The sequence below is a fragment of the Bacillus arachidis genome, assembly GCF_030285945.1.
GTDB lineage: Bacteria > Bacillota > Bacilli > Bacillales > Bacillaceae_G > Bacillus_A > Bacillus_A arachidis.
On the sequence record NZ_CP127376.1, the window covers coordinates 3,391,995 to 3,408,333 of the forward strand.

Annotated in this window: 17 protein-coding genes; 1 reads left to right on the top strand and 16 read right to left on the bottom strand. The window is 37.3% G+C overall.

The window, feature by feature from the left end; translation table 11 throughout:
* Window positions 1–19: 19 nt before the first annotated feature.
* From rncS to QRY57_RS19050, 9 genes are all read right to left on the bottom strand, one after another.
* A complete protein-coding gene (gene rncS, locus QRY57_RS19010; RefSeq protein ID WP_026590301.1) occupies window positions 20–757 on the bottom strand; it encodes a ribonuclease III in 738 nt (245 codons plus the stop codon).
* 59 nt (window positions 758–816) lie between these two features.
* The gene (gene acpP, locus QRY57_RS19015; protein WP_000786062.1) at window positions 817–1,050 is read right to left on the bottom strand and encodes an acyl carrier protein; all 234 of its coding nucleotides are present in this window, start codon (window positions 1,048–1,050) and stop codon (window positions 817–819) included.
* 71 nt (window positions 1,051–1,121) lie between these two features.
* A complete protein-coding gene (gene fabG / locus QRY57_RS19020) occupies window positions 1,122–1,862 on the bottom strand; it encodes a 3-oxoacyl-[acyl-carrier-protein] reductase (protein WP_026590300.1) in 741 nt (246 codons plus the stop codon).
* Window positions 1,856–2,806 (bottom strand): ACP S-malonyltransferase, encoded by a 951-nt coding sequence (gene fabD / locus QRY57_RS19025; RefSeq protein ID WP_286015865.1) that lies wholly within the window; start codon window positions 2,804–2,806, stop codon window positions 1,856–1,858. The genes fabG and fabD overlap by 7 nt, the downstream gene beginning before the upstream one ends.
* A gap of 14 nt (window positions 2,807–2,820) precedes the next feature.
* Window positions 2,821–3,813, bottom strand: coding sequence for a phosphate acyltransferase PlsX (gene plsX / locus QRY57_RS19030; RefSeq protein WP_026590298.1), 993 nt, complete (start codon window positions 3,811–3,813; stop codon window positions 2,821–2,823).
* Complete coding sequence (gene fapR / locus QRY57_RS19035; protein ID WP_026590297.1) at window positions 3,810–4,403, bottom strand: transcription factor FapR; 594 nt, start codon at window positions 4,401–4,403, stop codon at window positions 3,810–3,812. The genes plsX and fapR overlap by 4 nt, the downstream gene beginning before the upstream one ends.
* 90 nt (window positions 4,404–4,493) lie before the next feature.
* A complete protein-coding gene (gene recG, locus QRY57_RS19040) occupies window positions 4,494–6,542 on the bottom strand; it encodes an ATP-dependent DNA helicase RecG (RefSeq protein WP_286015866.1) in 2,049 nt (682 codons plus the stop codon).
* A 583-nt stretch (window positions 6,543–7,125) separates the two neighbouring features.
* Window positions 7,126–8,802: a DAK2 domain-containing protein gene (locus QRY57_RS19045; RefSeq protein WP_286015867.1), complete on the bottom strand. Its 1,677-nt coding sequence runs from the start codon at window positions 8,800–8,802 to the stop codon at window positions 7,126–7,128.
* Between the two features lie 22 nt (window positions 8,803–8,824).
* Entirely contained in the window at window positions 8,825–9,187 is a 363-nt protein-coding gene (locus tag QRY57_RS19050) for an Asp23/Gls24 family envelope stress response protein (protein ID WP_000021109.1), read from the bottom strand.
* A 355-nt stretch (window positions 9,188–9,542) separates the two neighbouring features.
* On the opposite strand from QRY57_RS19050, the gene rpmB reads away from it, so the two are divergent.
* Window positions 9,543–9,731, top strand: coding sequence for a 50S ribosomal protein L28 (rpmB, locus tag QRY57_RS19055; protein ID WP_000124776.1), 189 nt, complete (start codon window positions 9,543–9,545; stop codon window positions 9,729–9,731).
* Between the two features lie 71 nt (window positions 9,732–9,802).
* On the opposite strand, the gene spoVM is transcribed toward rpmB, so the two are convergent.
* From spoVM to rlmN, 7 genes are all read right to left on the bottom strand, one after another.
* Window positions 9,803–9,883 carry a stage V sporulation protein SpoVM gene (spoVM, locus tag QRY57_RS19060; RefSeq protein ID WP_001213600.1) on the bottom strand — a complete coding sequence of 27 codons (81 nt, stop codon included), beginning with the start codon at window positions 9,881–9,883 and terminating at the stop codon, window positions 9,803–9,805.
* 66 nt (window positions 9,884–9,949) lie between these two features.
* Window positions 9,950–10,591, bottom strand: a complete 642-nt coding sequence (locus tag QRY57_RS19065) for a thiamine diphosphokinase (RefSeq protein WP_286017904.1) — start codon at window positions 10,589–10,591, stop codon at window positions 9,950–9,952.
* A 106-nt stretch (window positions 10,592–10,697) separates the two neighbouring features.
* Complete coding sequence (gene rpe, locus QRY57_RS19070; RefSeq protein WP_286015868.1) at window positions 10,698–11,342, bottom strand: ribulose-phosphate 3-epimerase; 645 nt, start codon at window positions 11,340–11,342, stop codon at window positions 10,698–10,700.
* Between the two features lie 2 nt (window positions 11,343–11,344).
* Window positions 11,345–12,226: a ribosome small subunit-dependent GTPase A gene (gene rsgA / locus QRY57_RS19075; RefSeq protein WP_026590292.1), complete on the bottom strand. Its 882-nt coding sequence runs from the start codon at window positions 12,224–12,226 to the stop codon at window positions 11,345–11,347.
* Window positions 12,227–12,510: 284 nt separating this feature from the next.
* A complete protein-coding gene (pknB, locus tag QRY57_RS19080) occupies window positions 12,511–14,484 on the bottom strand; it encodes a Stk1 family PASTA domain-containing Ser/Thr kinase (protein ID WP_090687124.1) in 1,974 nt (657 codons plus the stop codon).
* Window positions 14,485–14,492: 8 nt separating this feature from the next.
* Window positions 14,493–15,245 (bottom strand): Stp1/IreP family PP2C-type Ser/Thr phosphatase, encoded by a 753-nt coding sequence (locus QRY57_RS19085; protein WP_026590290.1) that lies wholly within the window; start codon window positions 15,243–15,245, stop codon window positions 14,493–14,495.
* Between the two features lie 4 nt (window positions 15,246–15,249).
* Window positions 15,250–16,338: a dual-specificity RNA methyltransferase RlmN gene (rlmN, locus tag QRY57_RS19090; RefSeq protein ID WP_026590289.1), complete on the bottom strand. Its 1,089-nt coding sequence runs from the start codon at window positions 16,336–16,338 to the stop codon at window positions 15,250–15,252.
* Window position 16,339 lies beyond the last annotated feature (1 nt).

Here is a 16,339-nt window from a genome sequence, read left to right on the forward strand (position 1 = left end):
TCATTTAAAGGGGGATTCCTTATGATTGTTCTTTTAACGTTTTCAACGCCTCTGCAGCAGCTTGTTGTTCTGCTTCTTTTTTCGACTTGCCGCTACCAAGACCAAGAGCTACGCCATTTAATGTCACACGTGACACAAATTCTCGATTGTGAGCAGGTCCTTTTTCTTGCAAAATTTGGTACTCAATATTACCGCTACCATCACGTTGAATTAATTCTTGTAATTGACTCTTATAATCCATCACATGAGAAAAAGCACCTTCATTAATTTTCGGATATACAATTTCTTTTAAGAATTCCCAAACTGTATCCAATCCTTGATCAAGGTAAAGGGCACCAATAAACGCTTCAAAGACATCCGCTAATAAAGCTGGTCGTTCACGTCCGCCTGTCATTTCTTCACCTTTTCCTAATAGAACGAGATTACCAAATGACATTTCATTCGCAAAACGGACAAGAGATGGTTCACACACAACAGCTGCACGCAACTTTGTTAATTCTCCTTCGCTCATTGTCGGATATTTTTGAAACAAATACTGTGATACAGTTAGTTCTAATACAGCATCTCCGAGAAATTCAAGACGTTCATTGTCTTCATGTGGCTTTTTTCGATGCTCATTCACATACGATGAATGCGTAAATGCTTGAATCAATAATTTTTCGTCTGTAAACGTAATGCCTATTTTTTGTTGGAACGTTTTAAAAGCTTCACGATATTTTGTTTCATATTTCTTTTCTCTATATTTTCGGTACGGCATAGGTCCCTCCAGATATAAGCCGAGAAAGCCCCGCTATAAAACGGGACTTCGCTCAAACATTATAGATGACTCTCTATGTAAGTCACAGCATCGCCAACAGTAGCAATTTTCTCTGCATCTTCATCAGAAATTTCCATTTCAAACTCATCTTCTAATTGCATTACAAGTTCAACTACATCTAGGGAGTCTGCACCTAAATCTTCTTTAAAGCTTGCAGCTGGTACTACTTCTGTTTCTTCTACTCCTAAACGATCCACGATGATTTTCGTTACACGCTCTAAAACATCTGCCATAATTCATTCACCTCCCCTCAAATATTATATTAAATATTTCACAAAAAAACTAGGTGAAATCTTTTCTTTTATTACATTACCATACCGCCATCAACATGTAGTGTTTGTCCTGTAATATATTTGCTGTGATCAGCAGCAAAAAATGTAACAGCATTCGCAATATCTTGCGCTTCTCCAAACTTAGCAGCAGGTATTAATTTTAGCATTTCCTCTTTTACGTTTTCGCCTAATATATCTGTCATATCAGTAGCGATAAACCCTGGAGCAATTGCATTAACTGTTATATTGCGACTAGCTAATTCTTTCGCAGAAGTCTTAGTCAATCCAATTACTCCCGCTTTTGCTGCAACGTAATTCGCTTGACCAGGATTTCCTGTAACACCGACAACAGAAGCGATATTAATAATGCGACCATGACGCTGACGCATCATATAACGAGATACTGCTTTTGTACATAAGAATACACCTTTTAAGTTTGTATCAATAACTGTATCCCATTCTTCTTCTTTCATACGCATTAATAAATTGTCTCTTGTTACTCCGGCATTATTCACAAGAATATCAACTTGTCCAAATGTATCTACAGTTTGCTTTACCAGGCTTGTAACTTCTTCAGTATTAGCAACATCCGCTCTTACTGCGATTGCTTCTGAACCAAGTTTTTTTATTTCATCAACTACTTCGTTCGCTTTCTGCTCATTACCAGCATAGTTTACTACAACCGATGCTCCTTGCTTTGCTAAATCAATTGCAATTGCACGGCCAATCCCGCGTGATGCACCTGTTACTAACGCTACTTTCCCTTTTAACATCCGCTTTCTCCTCTCAAACTTGAAATGGTATCTTTCAATGTCTCTTCATCATATATCGCATATACCTTCGCAGATGGAGCAATTGATTTCATAAGACCAGCAAGAACTTTCCCAGGACCGATTTCAATAAATGTATCTACCCCTTGTTCTACCATTTGTTCAATAGATGGGTACCATAACACAGGTGAATAGAGCTGTTCAATTAGCTTTTCTTGAATATCTTCACTACAACTTACGCAATTTGCCGTAACGTTCGCAACAACTGGAATGTTCGCATCTTGAATTGTAATTTCGTTTAGAACACTTTGAAACTTCTCAGCCGCCGGCTTCATTAATGAAGAGTGGAATGGACCACTCACACGAAGTGGGATTGCTCGTTTCGCACCATTTTCCTTCACTTTTTGAGAAGCGAGTTCTACTCCTCGTTTCGTTCCAGAAATAACAATTTGCTTCGTGCTATTCATATTAGCAATTTGCACAGCATGACCTTCACTCGTCACTTCTTCTGTAACTTGTTTCAGAACATCTGGGTCTGCTCCTAAAATAGCAGCCATTGCACCTTCTCCACTCGGCACAGCTTCTTCCATATATTCGCCACGTTTTCTCACAGCGTAAACAGCATCTTCAAATGTTAATGCTCCCGCTGCCACAAGTGCACTATACTCACCTAAACTATGTCCTGCAACATAATCGGGCGTAATATCATATTGTTTCAAAGCTGTTAAGATTGCAATACTTGTCGTCAATAGTGCTGGCTGCGCATTTGTCGTTAATGTTAACTTTTCCTGAGGTCCTTCAAAAATCAACGATGAAAGAGACTCTTGTAAAACTTCATCTGCTTTTTGAAATATTCTTGCAACCTCTTTATTATTCCCTGCTAATTGCTGTCCCATTCCAACTGCCTGTGAACCTTGGCCCGGAAAAAGAAATGCCAGTTTTCCCATTTCAAATCCTCCTCTTATTGAAGCGGCTCTTTCTCCATTACACTTGAAATTGTAGGAATTACTTCTTTCGCTACCATTTCTCTCGTTTGACGAATCGCACTAAAAATCGATTGATCATTAGAAGATCCATGAGCCTTAATGACAGGCGCTTTTAATCCAAATAAAGCCGCTCCGCCATACTCCGAATAATCCATTTTATCTTTTAATACCATCAGCTTCGGTTTTAATACCGCTGCCGCTAATTTACTTGTGAACGAACTCATTAATTGTTCTTTTAACATAGAAAATAATGCAAGTGCAGTTCCTTCTAATGATTTTAATGCAACATTACCAGTAAAGCCATCACATACAACTACATCGGCTACACCTTGTAATAAATCCCTTGATTCAACGTTTCCTACAAAATTAATTGGTGCATCTTTTAGCATGGAAAATACTTGTTTTGAAAGATCATTTCCTTTCCCATCTTCCGTACCAACATTTAAAAGTCCGACGCGTGGATTTTGAATCCCTCTTACCTTCTCAGCGTAAACAGACCCCATAACCGCGTATTGATATAAATGGATCGGTTTTGCATCAACATTTGCTCCAACATCTAGCATCACAAAACCTTCGCCATCCACAGTTGGCATTGTAGGGGATAAAGCTGGTCGTTCAATCCCTTCCATTCGACCTACAACAAATAATCCAGCCGCCATCAAAGCTCCTGTACTACCCGCTGATATACAAGCATCTGCTATACCATCTTTTACTTGCTGTGCTGCAAGCACCATTGAAGCTTGCTTTTTACGGCGAACAGCTCTTACCGGCTCGTCTGTTGCTTCAATCATTTCGTCTGTATGAAGGATTGTAATACGTTCTTCATTTGTTAAATATTGACGAATTCCCTCTTCTTTTCCTACTAATGTTATATGTAAATCTGAATATTCCTTAATAGCTTTCATTGCTCCTAATACAACTGCTTTTGGAGCGTGATCGCCACCCATTGCATCTATTACGATTTTCATAAATTGTTACCTTCCTCACTATAGTTACTAGATCGATACATTTCAAAAGTGCCTGTAATAACAAGTTCTTCTCCAACAAAGCTACGCACTTTGACAACCGTCCGTCCTTTATCATTCTCCACATCCTCAACGCGTGCTTTTGCAACAACGCGTTCTCCTAATTTTACAGGACGAATGTATCGAATGGTAGACTTTGCAGTTAAAGCTAGTTCTTCATCAATAACTGCAACAGCTAGTGAGTTTGCTTGAGCAAACAAATGATGCCCACGTGCAATTTGATTTCTTTTAAATACATGCTCCATCTTTACTTCAAAGATAGAAATTGCATGTCTATCTAATTCTATATCAATTATTTCCCCTACCACTTCTTCTAATGGTAAAGATTTCACATCTTCTTCATGTTGCCGTGTTGCTACATATTTAATTCGCTCTCTTAGCTCTGGAATAGATAATTCCATTCGATCAAGACGAACCGTTTGTATACTTACTTGAAATTGCTCTGCTAATTCTTCATCCGTGATGAAAGGATTTGTTTCTATTGTTTGTTGTAATAATGCTTGTCTTTCTTTCTTACTTCTTCTTTTTTTCATACCGCACCATCCATTTTTATGACTAGGTACTAACAGTAGTATATAATCATTAAAAGTAGAATGCAACAAAAAAATTTGCACATTTCACTTTTAATCGAGCTTTTCCCCTTGAAACACACCTGTTCCTTCAAGATATACACGCAGCGGCGCATACTGTTCATTATGCCAAAATGCTTCTGAATCAACCAGTATGGATGCATCTTGTCTCGCCGTTTCCAATGCTCGATAATCATGTACCATATCAGCTACCTTAAACTCTGGTAGACCACTTTGCTTACTTCCAAAGAAATCCCCAGGACCACGTAACTCTAAATCTTTTTCCGACAATACAAATCCATCATTTGTTTCCGTCATAATGCGCATACGCTCTTTCCCAGTTTCCGATTTCGGATCCGCAATTAACAAACAGTAAGATTGCTCACTCCCACGCCCAACACGACCTCGAAGCTGATGCAATTGCGATAAACCAAAACGTTCCGCATCATAAATTACCATAACTGTTGCATTCGGCACGTTAACACCAACCTCAACTACAGTTGTTGAAACAAGAATTTGCACTGTATTTTCACTAAATTGCTCCATCACCTCTTCTTTTTCTTGAGAAGATAAGCGTCCGTGCATTAATCCTACTTGAAATTTCCCTTGATAATGATGCATTAGCATGCTATGTAAATCAATTGCATTCTGCACATCAAGCTTTTCAGATTCTTCAATAAGTGGACAAATTACATAAGCTTGTCTCCCCTTCTTCACTTCCTTCTCCACAAAGCCAAGAACTCGTTCTAACATGTCATGTTTTGCCCAATACGTTTCAATCACTTTACGTCCAGCTGGCATTTCATCAATAATAGAAACATCCATCTCTCCAAAGGCTGTAATTGCCAATGTACGAGGAATAGGTGTTGCTGTCATAAACAACACATCTGGGCTCTCACCTTTCTCTCGCAAAACACGGCGCTGCGCTACACCAAAGCGATGTTGTTCATCAGTGATAACAAGTCCAAGTCTATGAAAAATGACCTCATCCTGAATTAAAGCATGCGTCCCAACAAGAACATCTATCTCGCCCTGTTCAAGTTTTGCTAAAATTTCACGACGACGTGCTCCTTTAACCGAGCTTGTTAATAATTCTACGTTCATATTAAAATGAGAAAATGTCTCTGCTAGTGACTGATAGTGTTGTTCTGCCAATATTTCAGTAGGAACCATTAACGCTCCCTGATAATGGACAAGTTTTGCTGCATAAAGAGCAATCGCAGCTACGACCGTTTTTCCCGATCCAACATCTCCTTGTAATAACCGATTCATCCGATAAGGAGACTGCATATCTTTCATAACCTCAGAAACAACGCGGCGCTGCGCACCAGTGAGCGGGAATGGAAGCGCGTCAGTGAACTCTTCTAATTCTTTCATAGAAATATCTTTTTTTGTCCCTTTTGAATTTTCTCTTTCTATCTTACGAAGAGTTTGCATTTTGAGCTGGAATAAGAAAAATTCTTCATATACAAATCGTCGACGCGCTTGCTTTAAATCTTCTTGTCCGACTGGAAAATGCAATGCCCGAAGTGCTTCATATCGAGGTAGCAACTTATAACGGCTTAATAAACCATCTGGTAACACTTCAACTATAGAGTTACCATATTCTTTCATAGCTTGTGCAATAAAACGTCGCATTTGCTTTACTGTTAATTTTCCTTTGACGGAATACACAGGTTCTACTTCTTGCTGACGTACAACTGGACCAAAGTGAAGCTCAGAAACAGAAATCGTCTGACGATGCTGATCCCATTTCCCAGTAATCGTCACCGTTTCATCAAGCTTCAATTTTTGCTTATAGTACGGTCTATTAAAACATACAGCTGTAATTAAATAGCGTCCAACAAGCACACGAACAGTAAGACGTGATTTTTTCTTTCCATAGTATTGTAATAAAGGAGCACTATGTACCTTCCCTTCCACTGTTACACGCTCTTCATGCTTCACTTCTGCCAGATCTTTCATCGCGTAGTCTTCATAACGGTACGGAAAATGCTCTAATAAGTGGGAAACTGTATAAATTCCCATCTCATGTAATAATTCAGATGTCTCTTCCCCGATTCCCTTTACATCCGTAATAGGAATTTGCACAACTTCATTCAAGATTTTCACGCTCCGTCACATCATTTTTCTTAGTTTTATTCAAGTACATTCTATATACCAATTTAGATAGATATACAATTCCATATAACTCATACATCTAATGTCGTCCTAACTTGTAATCGCCCACTTCTGCCTTTTCTATTCTATCATAGGCATTCTAAAGGAAACTAGCCTTATACATGATCACCTATATAAAACGATTTTGATTTTCTAACATATACGTCGCAGCTACAAAAACAAAAGGAGACATTCACTCTGCTTTCACATGACATGGGGTTAAAATAGGCAACCACCTCTATCCATGATCAGACCATCTCTACCGTCTAAAAAAAGGTTTTCTATCTATTTTTCAATTTGTATTTATATAAATGTCTACTTATTTAAACAAGCAAACTATGTGAATTTTTTATCATGTATAATTCGAAAAAAGATATATGAAAGAAAAGAGCCTCACTATAGCAGTAAGGCCCTTTTCTCATCCATATACTAGCCTTTTGAATAAGAACTGCAGACAATTTACGTCATTCATTCTTGCTCATTAGCAAATAAACAATTTTCCCCTTATTATCAAAAGGAATTTATCTTATTCTACAGAGAAAATGAAAGAATATACAGGTTGATTTCCTTGGTGTACCTCTACCTCTACCTCTTCAAACTTCTCTTCTACAAACGCAACTAATTCTGCAACCTCTTCATCTGTTGCATCTTCACCTTGCAAAATTGTTACGATCTCAGAATCTTCATCAATCATGCTTTCTAGCAGCTGCTTCCCTGCATCTACCTTTTTAGCATTTGTAGATACGATTTTCCCATCTGCAATACACATGAAATCATTTTTTTGAATCTCTACACCATCAATTTCCGTATCACGAACTGCATACGTAATTTGACCTGTTTTCACATGCGTTAGCGCTTCTTTCATGTTCTCTTCATTTTCTTCTAATGTTCCAGCTGGGTTAAATGCCAACATCGCAGCCATTCCTTGAGGAACAGTCTTTGAGCGAATAACAATAACTTCTTGATCAACAACAGAAGCAGCTTGTTCTGCTGCCATCACAATATTCCCGTTATTCGGTAAAATAATGATTTTTTCAGCATTTGCGTCTTCAATTGCTTTCACGATGTCCTCCGTACTTGGATTCATCGTTTGACCACCTTCGATAACCTCAGTTGCACCAATGCTCTCAAATAAGTTTTTAATACCGGATCCCATCGCTACAGTTACGATACCATACGGCTGTTTTTCTTTCTGTTCTTTCACTTCTTCATGCATTGGTGTTGGTCCATCTAATAGAGCAGTATGCTGTTCACGCATATTTTCTACTTTAATTTTAATCAAACTACCGTAACGTTGACCGTAGTTCATTGCATCCCCAGGATGTTCTGCGTGAATATGAACTTTTACAATTTCATCGTCCGATACAACAAGTAGTGAATCTCCATATACACTAATATCTTCACGGAATTTTTGTTCAGAGAAATTATGTTCCTTTACTTTTTCAGGCTCTAATTTCACCATAAACTCCGTACAATATCCGTATTTAATATCTTCTGTACTCAATTGGCTTTGTACACTACGGTGATGTTCTGCACGTACCATTTCATTCATAGATGGTTGCGCAATTTCATCTGAAGAGATTGTCTCTCCTTTTAAGTCAGCTAAAAAGCCTTCGTATACAACAACAAGACCTTTACCACCGCTATCTACAACGCCAACTTGTTTTAATACAGGTAATAAATCTGGCGTACGATTTAACGATGCATTTGCTTCTTTTACAACGTCTTCCATAAACAAAACAAAGTCGCGTTGTTTTTTCGCAACTGTGACTGCATATTTAGCCGTTTCTCTTGCAACTGTTAAAATCGTTCCTTCAATCGGTTTCATAACCGCTTTATACGCTGTTTCTACACCAGCTTCTAAAGCTGCTGCAAAATCAACTGTTGTTAACTCTTCTTTTAGCTCAATAGACTTAGAGAAACCTCGGAATAATTGAGATAAAATAACTCCTGAGTTACCGCGCGCGCCCATCAATAATCCCTTTGCTAAGCTTACACCGACTTTACCAGCATGCTGCGAAGGGTTTGACTTTACTTCACGTGCGCCTGAAGTCATTGATAAATTCATATTTGTACCGGTATCGCCATCTGGAACTGGGAAAACGTTCAATGCATCAACAAGCTGAACATTGTTCGTTAAATTATTCGCTCCTTGAATAATCATTTGTGATAAACGTTTTCCATCAATTTTTTGAATTGACACAGATTTTCCTCCTTAATGCACATTACAAGTTTATTACTTTAACTCCTTGTACGTAGATGTTTACAGAATCTACTGCTAGTCCTACCGTTTGATCTAATGTATATTTCACTTTCGTTTGGACGTTATGTGCTACCTCTGAAATTTTTGTACCATAGCTCACAATAATATACATATCAATATGTACTTCATCTTCGTCTTTACGAACAATAACGCCTCTAGTGAAGTTTTCTTTTCGTAAAATGTCTGTTAATCCATCTTTTAATTGATTCTTTGAAGCCATACCAACGATACCGTAGCAATCTACTGCGGCACCTCCAGCAATTGTTGCAATTACATCTGTACTAATATCAATTTGACCGTACTTCGTTTTAATTTCAATTGACATCTCGTTTCCCCCTTCATTAATGGTGAAAGTGAGCTAGACTACTTTAATTACTATCATATAATCTTTTTAAAGAAAATTCCATCGTTCTTTCTTTTCGCTCTCATATTTATGACGAGCAAAATAGTCCATTGTTATTATACAACATGTACTACTATAATATGTCAAGTAATTTTTCTTGATTTTTACTTTTCTTTATTAACATTTGGTGTCAAGTAATTTTTCTTGATTTCTTTTTTATACACTGTTGCATTCTCTTTTTAGTTGTGTTAAATTATAGTAGTGTTTTTAGCATCGCATAAAAGACTAACATTGAAAAAATTACGTATGGTAAGGTAATTAAGGGAGGGAAATATAGATGGCTCGTGTTTGTGCTATTACTGGAAGAAAAGCTCGTTCTGGTAACTCTCGTTCTCACGCAATGAACGCTACAAAACGTAAATGGGGCGCTAACCTTCAAAAAGTTCGCGTACGCATCGACGGTAAAGTTCAACGTGTTTACGTTTCTGCTAGAGCATTAAAATCTGGCAAAATCGAACGTGTTTAATAATAAAAAATAGAGCCGATAGGCTCTTTTTTTATTATCCTCATGAAAAAAGCACCATTAATGGTGCTTTTTTAGTCCTTTTTAAAGGTATTTAACACCGCGCGAACAATTCCACCAAGAAATTTAGGTAACTTAATTGTATAAAATCTCATGGTTTCCCTCCTAACCCCCATTACTCCACTTGTTTACTATATGATGCAAGCAGCAAAAGTGTTTCTTTAATCAGTGCTTCTTATCACCATTAATATGCCAGAAGTAAATGAAAAAGTACCTTTTTCCACAATGAGTTCATTACTAATACAAAGCGTCGATCCCCATTCTATCGTTTTATCAGTGAGAGGATATTTAAAACCGCGAAGTGTAATACCATTTACAATTTCCGTAACAGGTACAAAGGATACGTATGGAAATTGTTCATTTTCTTCAATTGTATATGTGCCTACTTTTTTTACAGAGATTTCATTTTTATTGTCAACGATATACATTTCAGTATGCGCTTCAAATCCTTTTAAAAGCATTTGAATATTCGCTAATCCATGGTCAAGCCTTCCACCTGTAGCACCAAAAATACGAATCAATTTCGGCTTTTGCTCCAATGCCCAATGAATTGCAATTTCTAAATCCGTTTGATCTTTTTCCCGCGGAACAATATGTAACTCATCTGTCTGTTTTTGCATCCACGCTAATTCTTCACCTGTAACCGAGTCATAGTCACCAAATGCAACAGTGGGTGCGATTCCTCTTTGCAATAAATAATATACACCACGATCAACCGCAGCCCATACTACTTCCTCGTTTTCATAAAGAGAGAAATCGGCACAATACTCCTTAGGTCCTCCAGCTAAAATATGAATAATCATCTTTTCTTTCCCTTCTATAGAAAAAGGCAATCTGCCATTCGGTAGATTACCTTTTTTCACATTATCCCGTTCTAACAGGTCATGAAAGTTTTCTTACATCTATTCCTTATCCACGAATTATTCGAATTGCTTCACCGCGGTCTTTTTGATTGTAAACTGCCGATCCTGCTACAAGAACATTTGCTCCTGCTTCCACACAAAGTCTTGCAGTCTCAGTGTTTACACCACCATCAACTTCGATTTCTACTTGTAAATTACGCTCTTTGACCATCTCTGCAACTTGTTTAATTTTCGGTAATACAGAATGAATAAACTTCTGTCCACCAAACCCTGGGTTTACTGTCATAAGTAATACCATATCAACATCTTCTAATACGTTTTCAATCATTGAAACTGGTGTGTGAGGATTTAATACAACCCCAGCTTTAATACCATGCGATTTAATTAATTGAATTGTACGATGTAAATGTGGGCAAGCCTCTACATGAACAGTAATAATATCCGCTCCAGCTTTTGCAAAAGTAGGAATATAGTTATCCGGATTTTCAATCATTAAATGTACATCTAATGGTAAAGATGTAATTGGACGAATCGCTTCTACAATTAATGGACCAATTGTAATGTTTGGAACAAAATGGCCGTCCATTACATCAACATGGATATAATCCGCTCCGCCCTTTTCTACATCTTTAATTTCTTCCCCTAGTTTGGAAAAATCTGCTGATAAAATCGATGGTGCAATTTTAATCATAATTAATACCTCGGCTTTCTCTCTCTAATTTCTTCTACAAATTGTTTGTAATGTTCATAACGATATTGCGTAATCTTTCCTTCTTCAACTGCAGCTTTTACCGCACATTTCGGCTCTGAAAGATGTGTACACCCTCTAAACTTACAGTATTGACTTTCTTCTTTCAACTCTGGAAAACAATGCGTAAGATCTTCTACTTCTATGTCAATAAAATCAAGAGAGCTAAAACCAGGTGTATCTGCAACAAGACCGCTTCCTACTGCAATTAATTCCACATGTCTTGTCGTGTGCTTTCCACGTCCTAAATGAGAGGAAATATCATTCGTTTTTAACGCTAAATCTGGGCGTAATACATTTAACATGGAAGATTTACCCACACCAGACTGTCCTGCAACAACTGAGACACAACCTTCTAAAAATGGTTTGAGAATATCAATACTTTCCGATGTATTTATAGAAGTAAACAACACATCATATCCCATTTCACGATAATCATTCGCATAAGATTCAACAGTTTCTCGCATTTTTTCATCTACTAAATCCATTTTGCTAATACAAATAATCGGTTTAATGTTATGATGTTCAATTAATACGAGAAATCGATCTAATAACCCCGGATTAAAATCTGGTTCAACCGCTGAAAAAACAAGGATTGCTTGATCTACATTAGCAATTGGCGGTCTAACAAGTTCATTCTTCCGCTCAAAAACCTCTAAAACATAGCCTTCATTCGGATTATCCGCTTGAAAAACTACTTGATCTCCTACAAGCGGTGTAATTTTATTTTTTCTGAACACACCACGACCGCGACATTGTGTAATGCCATCTTCATGCTGCACATAATAAAAGCCACTCAAAGCTTTTACAATTTTTCCTTCTGCCATATAATTCTCCTTTATTCTATATAAAGTAAAATTTTTATCAGCCCTTCATCAAACAGACTTTTACATGATTTGAGACGAAGTACTGCCAGCGAGTACTGGGATAAAACTAACTACCAGTTCAGATTTCCCTTTATTTTCACTTCACTTTTATGGCCGTTCTTCTATTTCAAAACGTAAATTTTCGCCATTTTTCCCATCCGCTACGTTAACAGCATAACAGGCAAGAACAACAAATTCCACTTTCCATACAAAGAAGGTGGAATCCATAATATGGAGACACACCTTTACTCAGCTGGATATGGTACATCTTTATCAATAATTGTCGTTCCATCTCGAACAATTTTATAATGACCTTTTGTTCCTTCTTGGATAACAAATGCTAAAGAAATAGTAGTTGACTCTGTTATCGTCCGTGTTTCAATCGGTTTATCCATTTTCTGCTGCATATCTTCTTTATATATCTCAATTGTTTGCGGTTTTTTCTCACCTACTACAGGAGACTCGTAAGGAATCGGGATGTTATCCACTTTTACTGTTTTCGTTACTTTTGGTTTCGGACCATCAGAGACAGTAATCGTTACTTTATCCCCTTCTTTTAGCGGTATTCCTGGTTTTGGTGATTGTGAAATTACCAGTCCTTTATCAACTGTATCTGAATATTCTCTTTTCACATCTGGAACCAGTTTCTTTTCACTTAAATAGCTATTCACGCTATTTTCAGTCCATCCAGAAAAATCAACAGGTCGAATTTGGTAAGGACCTTTACTTATCCACACTTTTACATCTTGCTCAGCTTCAACAACCATTTGATCTGCCGTTGGAATTTGCTCAACAACTTCACCTTTTGGTTTTTCACTTTCAATATAGTATGGGACAATAATTTTATACTTCCCTTCTAATTCTTTTTTCAAGGTTTCAAAATCTTGCCCAATTAAATTACTCATCTTATTCTTTTGTTTTCCGCCAGATTGATAAATAGTGATTTTTGTATTTTCCTTTACAACTCTTCCCGCTGCTGGATTTGTTTTAATCACCTTTCCTGCTTCTACTTTATCTGTATAAACAATGTTAGGCTCAGCAACCTCAAAACCTTTCTCAACAAGTGCATTCACAGCTGCTTCATATTTCATACTAGACACATCTGGAATTTTCACTTCTTTCGGTATAAAGAACCCTGGAATCACAGTAAGGGCTAACGTTATACCGATTGCTAAAAGTAAAAATGTTGTAATTAAAATTTTCAACAATTTGTTACTTCGCTTTTTTTTCTCGTTTGGTTTCACTTCTTCATTTTTTATCTGTTCGTCTACCTTACTTCCATTCAATACAATTGTTTCATCACTTACATTTTCAAATAATTGTTCTTGTTGAATAATTGGAATTGCTTTCGTCGCTTCCATATCTTCAGGTATATAGAATGGTTGCTCATTAATCCGTTCTGGATATAAAGCTGTTTCAATGTCTCTTTTCATCGCATTAGCAGACTGATAGCGATGAAATGGATCTTTTGCGGTTGCTTTTAAAATAATATTTTCTACACTTTGTGGAATATCCGGATTCCATCGCTTTGGAGACGGGGTCTCATTTTGTAAATGTTTTAAAGCTACCGCAACTGCCGATTCCCCTGAGAAAGGTTGACGACCTGTTAACAATTCAAACATAACAATCCCAAGTGAGTAAATATCCGATTGTTTATTTGCTATGCCTCCGCGCGCTTGTTCTGGCGACAAATAATGAACAGAACCGAGTACAGAGTTCGTATGCGTTATCGTCGTTGCACTTGTAGCTGTCGCAATACCAAAATCGGTCACTTTCACAATTCCATCATTCCGAATTAAGATGTTATGTGGTTTTATATCTCGATGGACAATTTCAAAATGATGAGCGTGTGCCATTGCAGATGTTAGCTGCTCCATAATATCAAGGGCTTCCCCTATAGGTAACATCCCACGCTGATTTATGTATTGCTTTAATGTTTGTCCAGGTACATATTCCATAACAAGATAATAAATTCCATCTTCTTCCCCAACATCATACATATTCACAATATTTGGATGCGACAACGTTGTAACAGATTGCGCTTCTCGATGAAAACGTTTAATAAACTCATCATTATTCGCATAATCGAGTCGTAGTATTTTTACCGCTACATCCCGGCCTAGTATATCATCATGAGCTAAATATACATTGGCCATTCCTCCGCCACCAATCATTTTTAGCAGCTTATAACGGTCGTTTAGGCGTTTTCCAATCATCACGTTGTTATTCACCTACTTTCGTTTGCCGAATCCACATAATCAACAATGACAAGAGTAATATTATCTTCTCCACCACGATCATTCGCAAGTTGAATAAGACGTTCTCCCTTTGTCTCGAGCTGTTCGTTTAATAGCAAAATTTTTCGCATATCATCCATAGCAACTTTATTTGATAATCCGTCAGAGCAAAGAAGCAATTGATCATTTTCTTCTAACACTAATGTTTTAACATCTAATCCAACTTTTTCTTCTGTTCCAAGCGCTCGTAAAAGCACGTTCTTTTTTGGATGATACTCTGCATCTTCTTTTGAAATTTCACCATACCTGACAAGTTCATTTACAAGTGAATGATCCTCAGTTATAAGTGAAATCTCACCATCTGATAACATGTAACAACGACTATCTCCTATATGTCCAATTGTTACAAACCCTGCCGTACAAATTGCAACAATAACAGTGGTTCCCATACCATTGCACTCTACATGTTGCTTCGAGTATTCGTATACCCTCTCGTTAATCATTTCAACGTTTATATGTAACCATTCTTCCGCTTTTTTTGGTGTATCCATACTATACGTTTGCTTCCAATAATCATGGAATAATTGAATGGCCATCGAGCTAGCAACATCGCCAGCTCGATGACCTCCCATTCCATCAGCTACTACAGCTAAAATATCTCCATCTAAATTATGAAAAACTCCTGCACTATCTTCATTATGTTGACGAACTTTACCTTTATCCGATAGAAACACGGCTTTCATCTTGTCACCTCGTCTCTTCTTTGCGCTCCTTTGCACGCAACTGACCGCAGGCAGCATCAATATCATGACCTTGTTCACGGCGAATCGTTACATTCACTCCACGGTCTTTTAGCGTTTTTTCAAATAAGAAAATTTGCTCACGTGGCGTTCTTACATAATCGCGCTCTGGTACGTAGTTTACCGGAATTAAGTTCACATGACACTTTACACCTTTTAACAATTGAGCAAGTTCTTCAGCGTGCTCAACTTGGTCATTTTCTCCTCCAAATAAACCATATTCAAATGTAATACGACGCCCCGTTCTATTTACATAGTATTTAATAGCTTCCATTAAATCTGGCAGCTTATATGCACGGTTAATTGGCATTAATTTTGAACGTAATTCTGTATTTGGAGCATGCAATGAAATCGCAAAGTTAATTTGCATATCTTCTTCAGCGAACTTATAAATTTTCGGGATAATTCCACTTGTTGAAACCGTCATATGACGCGCACCAATGTGGATTCCTTTTTCATGATTTACAATGCGTAGGAACGCCATTAAATTATCGTAATTATCAAACGGTTCTCCGATACCCATTACAACAAGAGAGCTCACGCGTTCTTCTGTCTCATCAAGCGCACGTTGAACCTCAACTACTTGTGCTACAATTTCCCCAGCCTCTAGATTTCGTTTTAAACCACCTAGTGTAGATGCACAAAATGTACAGCCAATACGACATCCAACTTGCGTTGTTACACAAATGGAATTTCCATATTCATGTCGCATTAATACTGTCTCAATAGAATACCCATCATATAATTGGAATAAAAATTTAATGGTTCCATCAGAAGATGTTTGTTTTACTAGCGTATTTAAAGTAGTAATATCAAAGGAATTCGACAATTTATCACGCAATCCTTTGGAAAGGTTTGTCATATCCTCATAATTTTTTACACGTTTTTTATATAACCAATCAAAAATTTGACCTGCACGGAATTTCGGTTCACCTTTTTCCTTTAACCAATCTTGCATTTCATGAAGTTGTAAAGAGTAAATAGATGGTTTTTTTGTTTCTAAATTTTTCTTTTGTTTTTTTACAGTCGTTTCCATG

Bases quoted from the DNA above. Each gene is read 5' to 3' on its own strand.
- fapR (WP_026590297.1), bottom strand. From the start codon at position 4,403: ATGAAAAAAAGAAGAAGTAAGAAAGAAAGACAAGCATTATTACAACAA.
- plsX (WP_026590298.1), bottom strand. From the start codon at position 3,813: ATGAAAATCGTAATAGATGCAATGGGTGGCGATCACGCTCCAAAAGCA.
- acpP (WP_000786062.1), bottom strand. From the start codon at position 1,050: ATGGCAGATGTTTTAGAGCGTGTAACGAAAATCATCGTGGATCGTTTA.
- rncS (WP_026590301.1), bottom strand. From the start codon at position 757: ATGCCGTACCGAAAATATAGAGAAAAGAAATATGAAACAAAATATCGT.
- rpmB (WP_000124776.1), top strand. From the start codon at position 9,543: ATGGCTCGTGTTTGTGCTATTACTGGAAGAAAAGCTCGTTCTGGTAAC.
- fabG (WP_026590300.1), bottom strand. From the start codon at position 1,862: ATGTTAAAAGGGAAAGTAGCGTTAGTAACAGGTGCATCACGCGGGATT.
- spoVM (WP_001213600.1), bottom strand. From the start codon at position 9,883: ATGAGATTTTATACAATTAAGTTACCTAAATTTCTTGGTGGAATTGTT.
- QRY57_RS19085 (WP_026590290.1), bottom strand. From the start codon at position 15,245: ATGAAAGCCGTGTTTCTATCGGATAAAGGTAAAGTTCGTCAACATAAT.
- rpe (WP_286015868.1), bottom strand. From the start codon at position 11,342: ATGATTAAAATTGCACCATCGATTTTATCAGCAGATTTTTCCAAACTA.
- rlmN (WP_026590289.1), bottom strand. From the start codon at position 16,338: ATGGAAACGACTGTAAAAAAACAAAAGAAAAATTTAGAAACAAAAAAA.
- QRY57_RS19065 (WP_286017904.1), bottom strand. From the start codon at position 10,591: ATGATTATTCATATTTTAGCTGGAGGACCTAAGGAGTATTGTGCCGAT.
- fabD (WP_286015865.1), bottom strand. From the start codon at position 2,806: ATGGGAAAACTGGCATTTCTTTTTCCGGGCCAAGGTTCACAGGCAGTT.
- QRY57_RS19050 (WP_000021109.1), bottom strand. From the start codon at position 9,187: ATGTCAATTGAAATTAAAACGAAGTACGGTCAAATTGATATTAGTACA.
- rsgA (WP_026590292.1), bottom strand. From the start codon at position 12,226: ATGGCAGAAGGAAAAATTGTAAAAGCTTTGAGTGGCTTTTATTATGTG.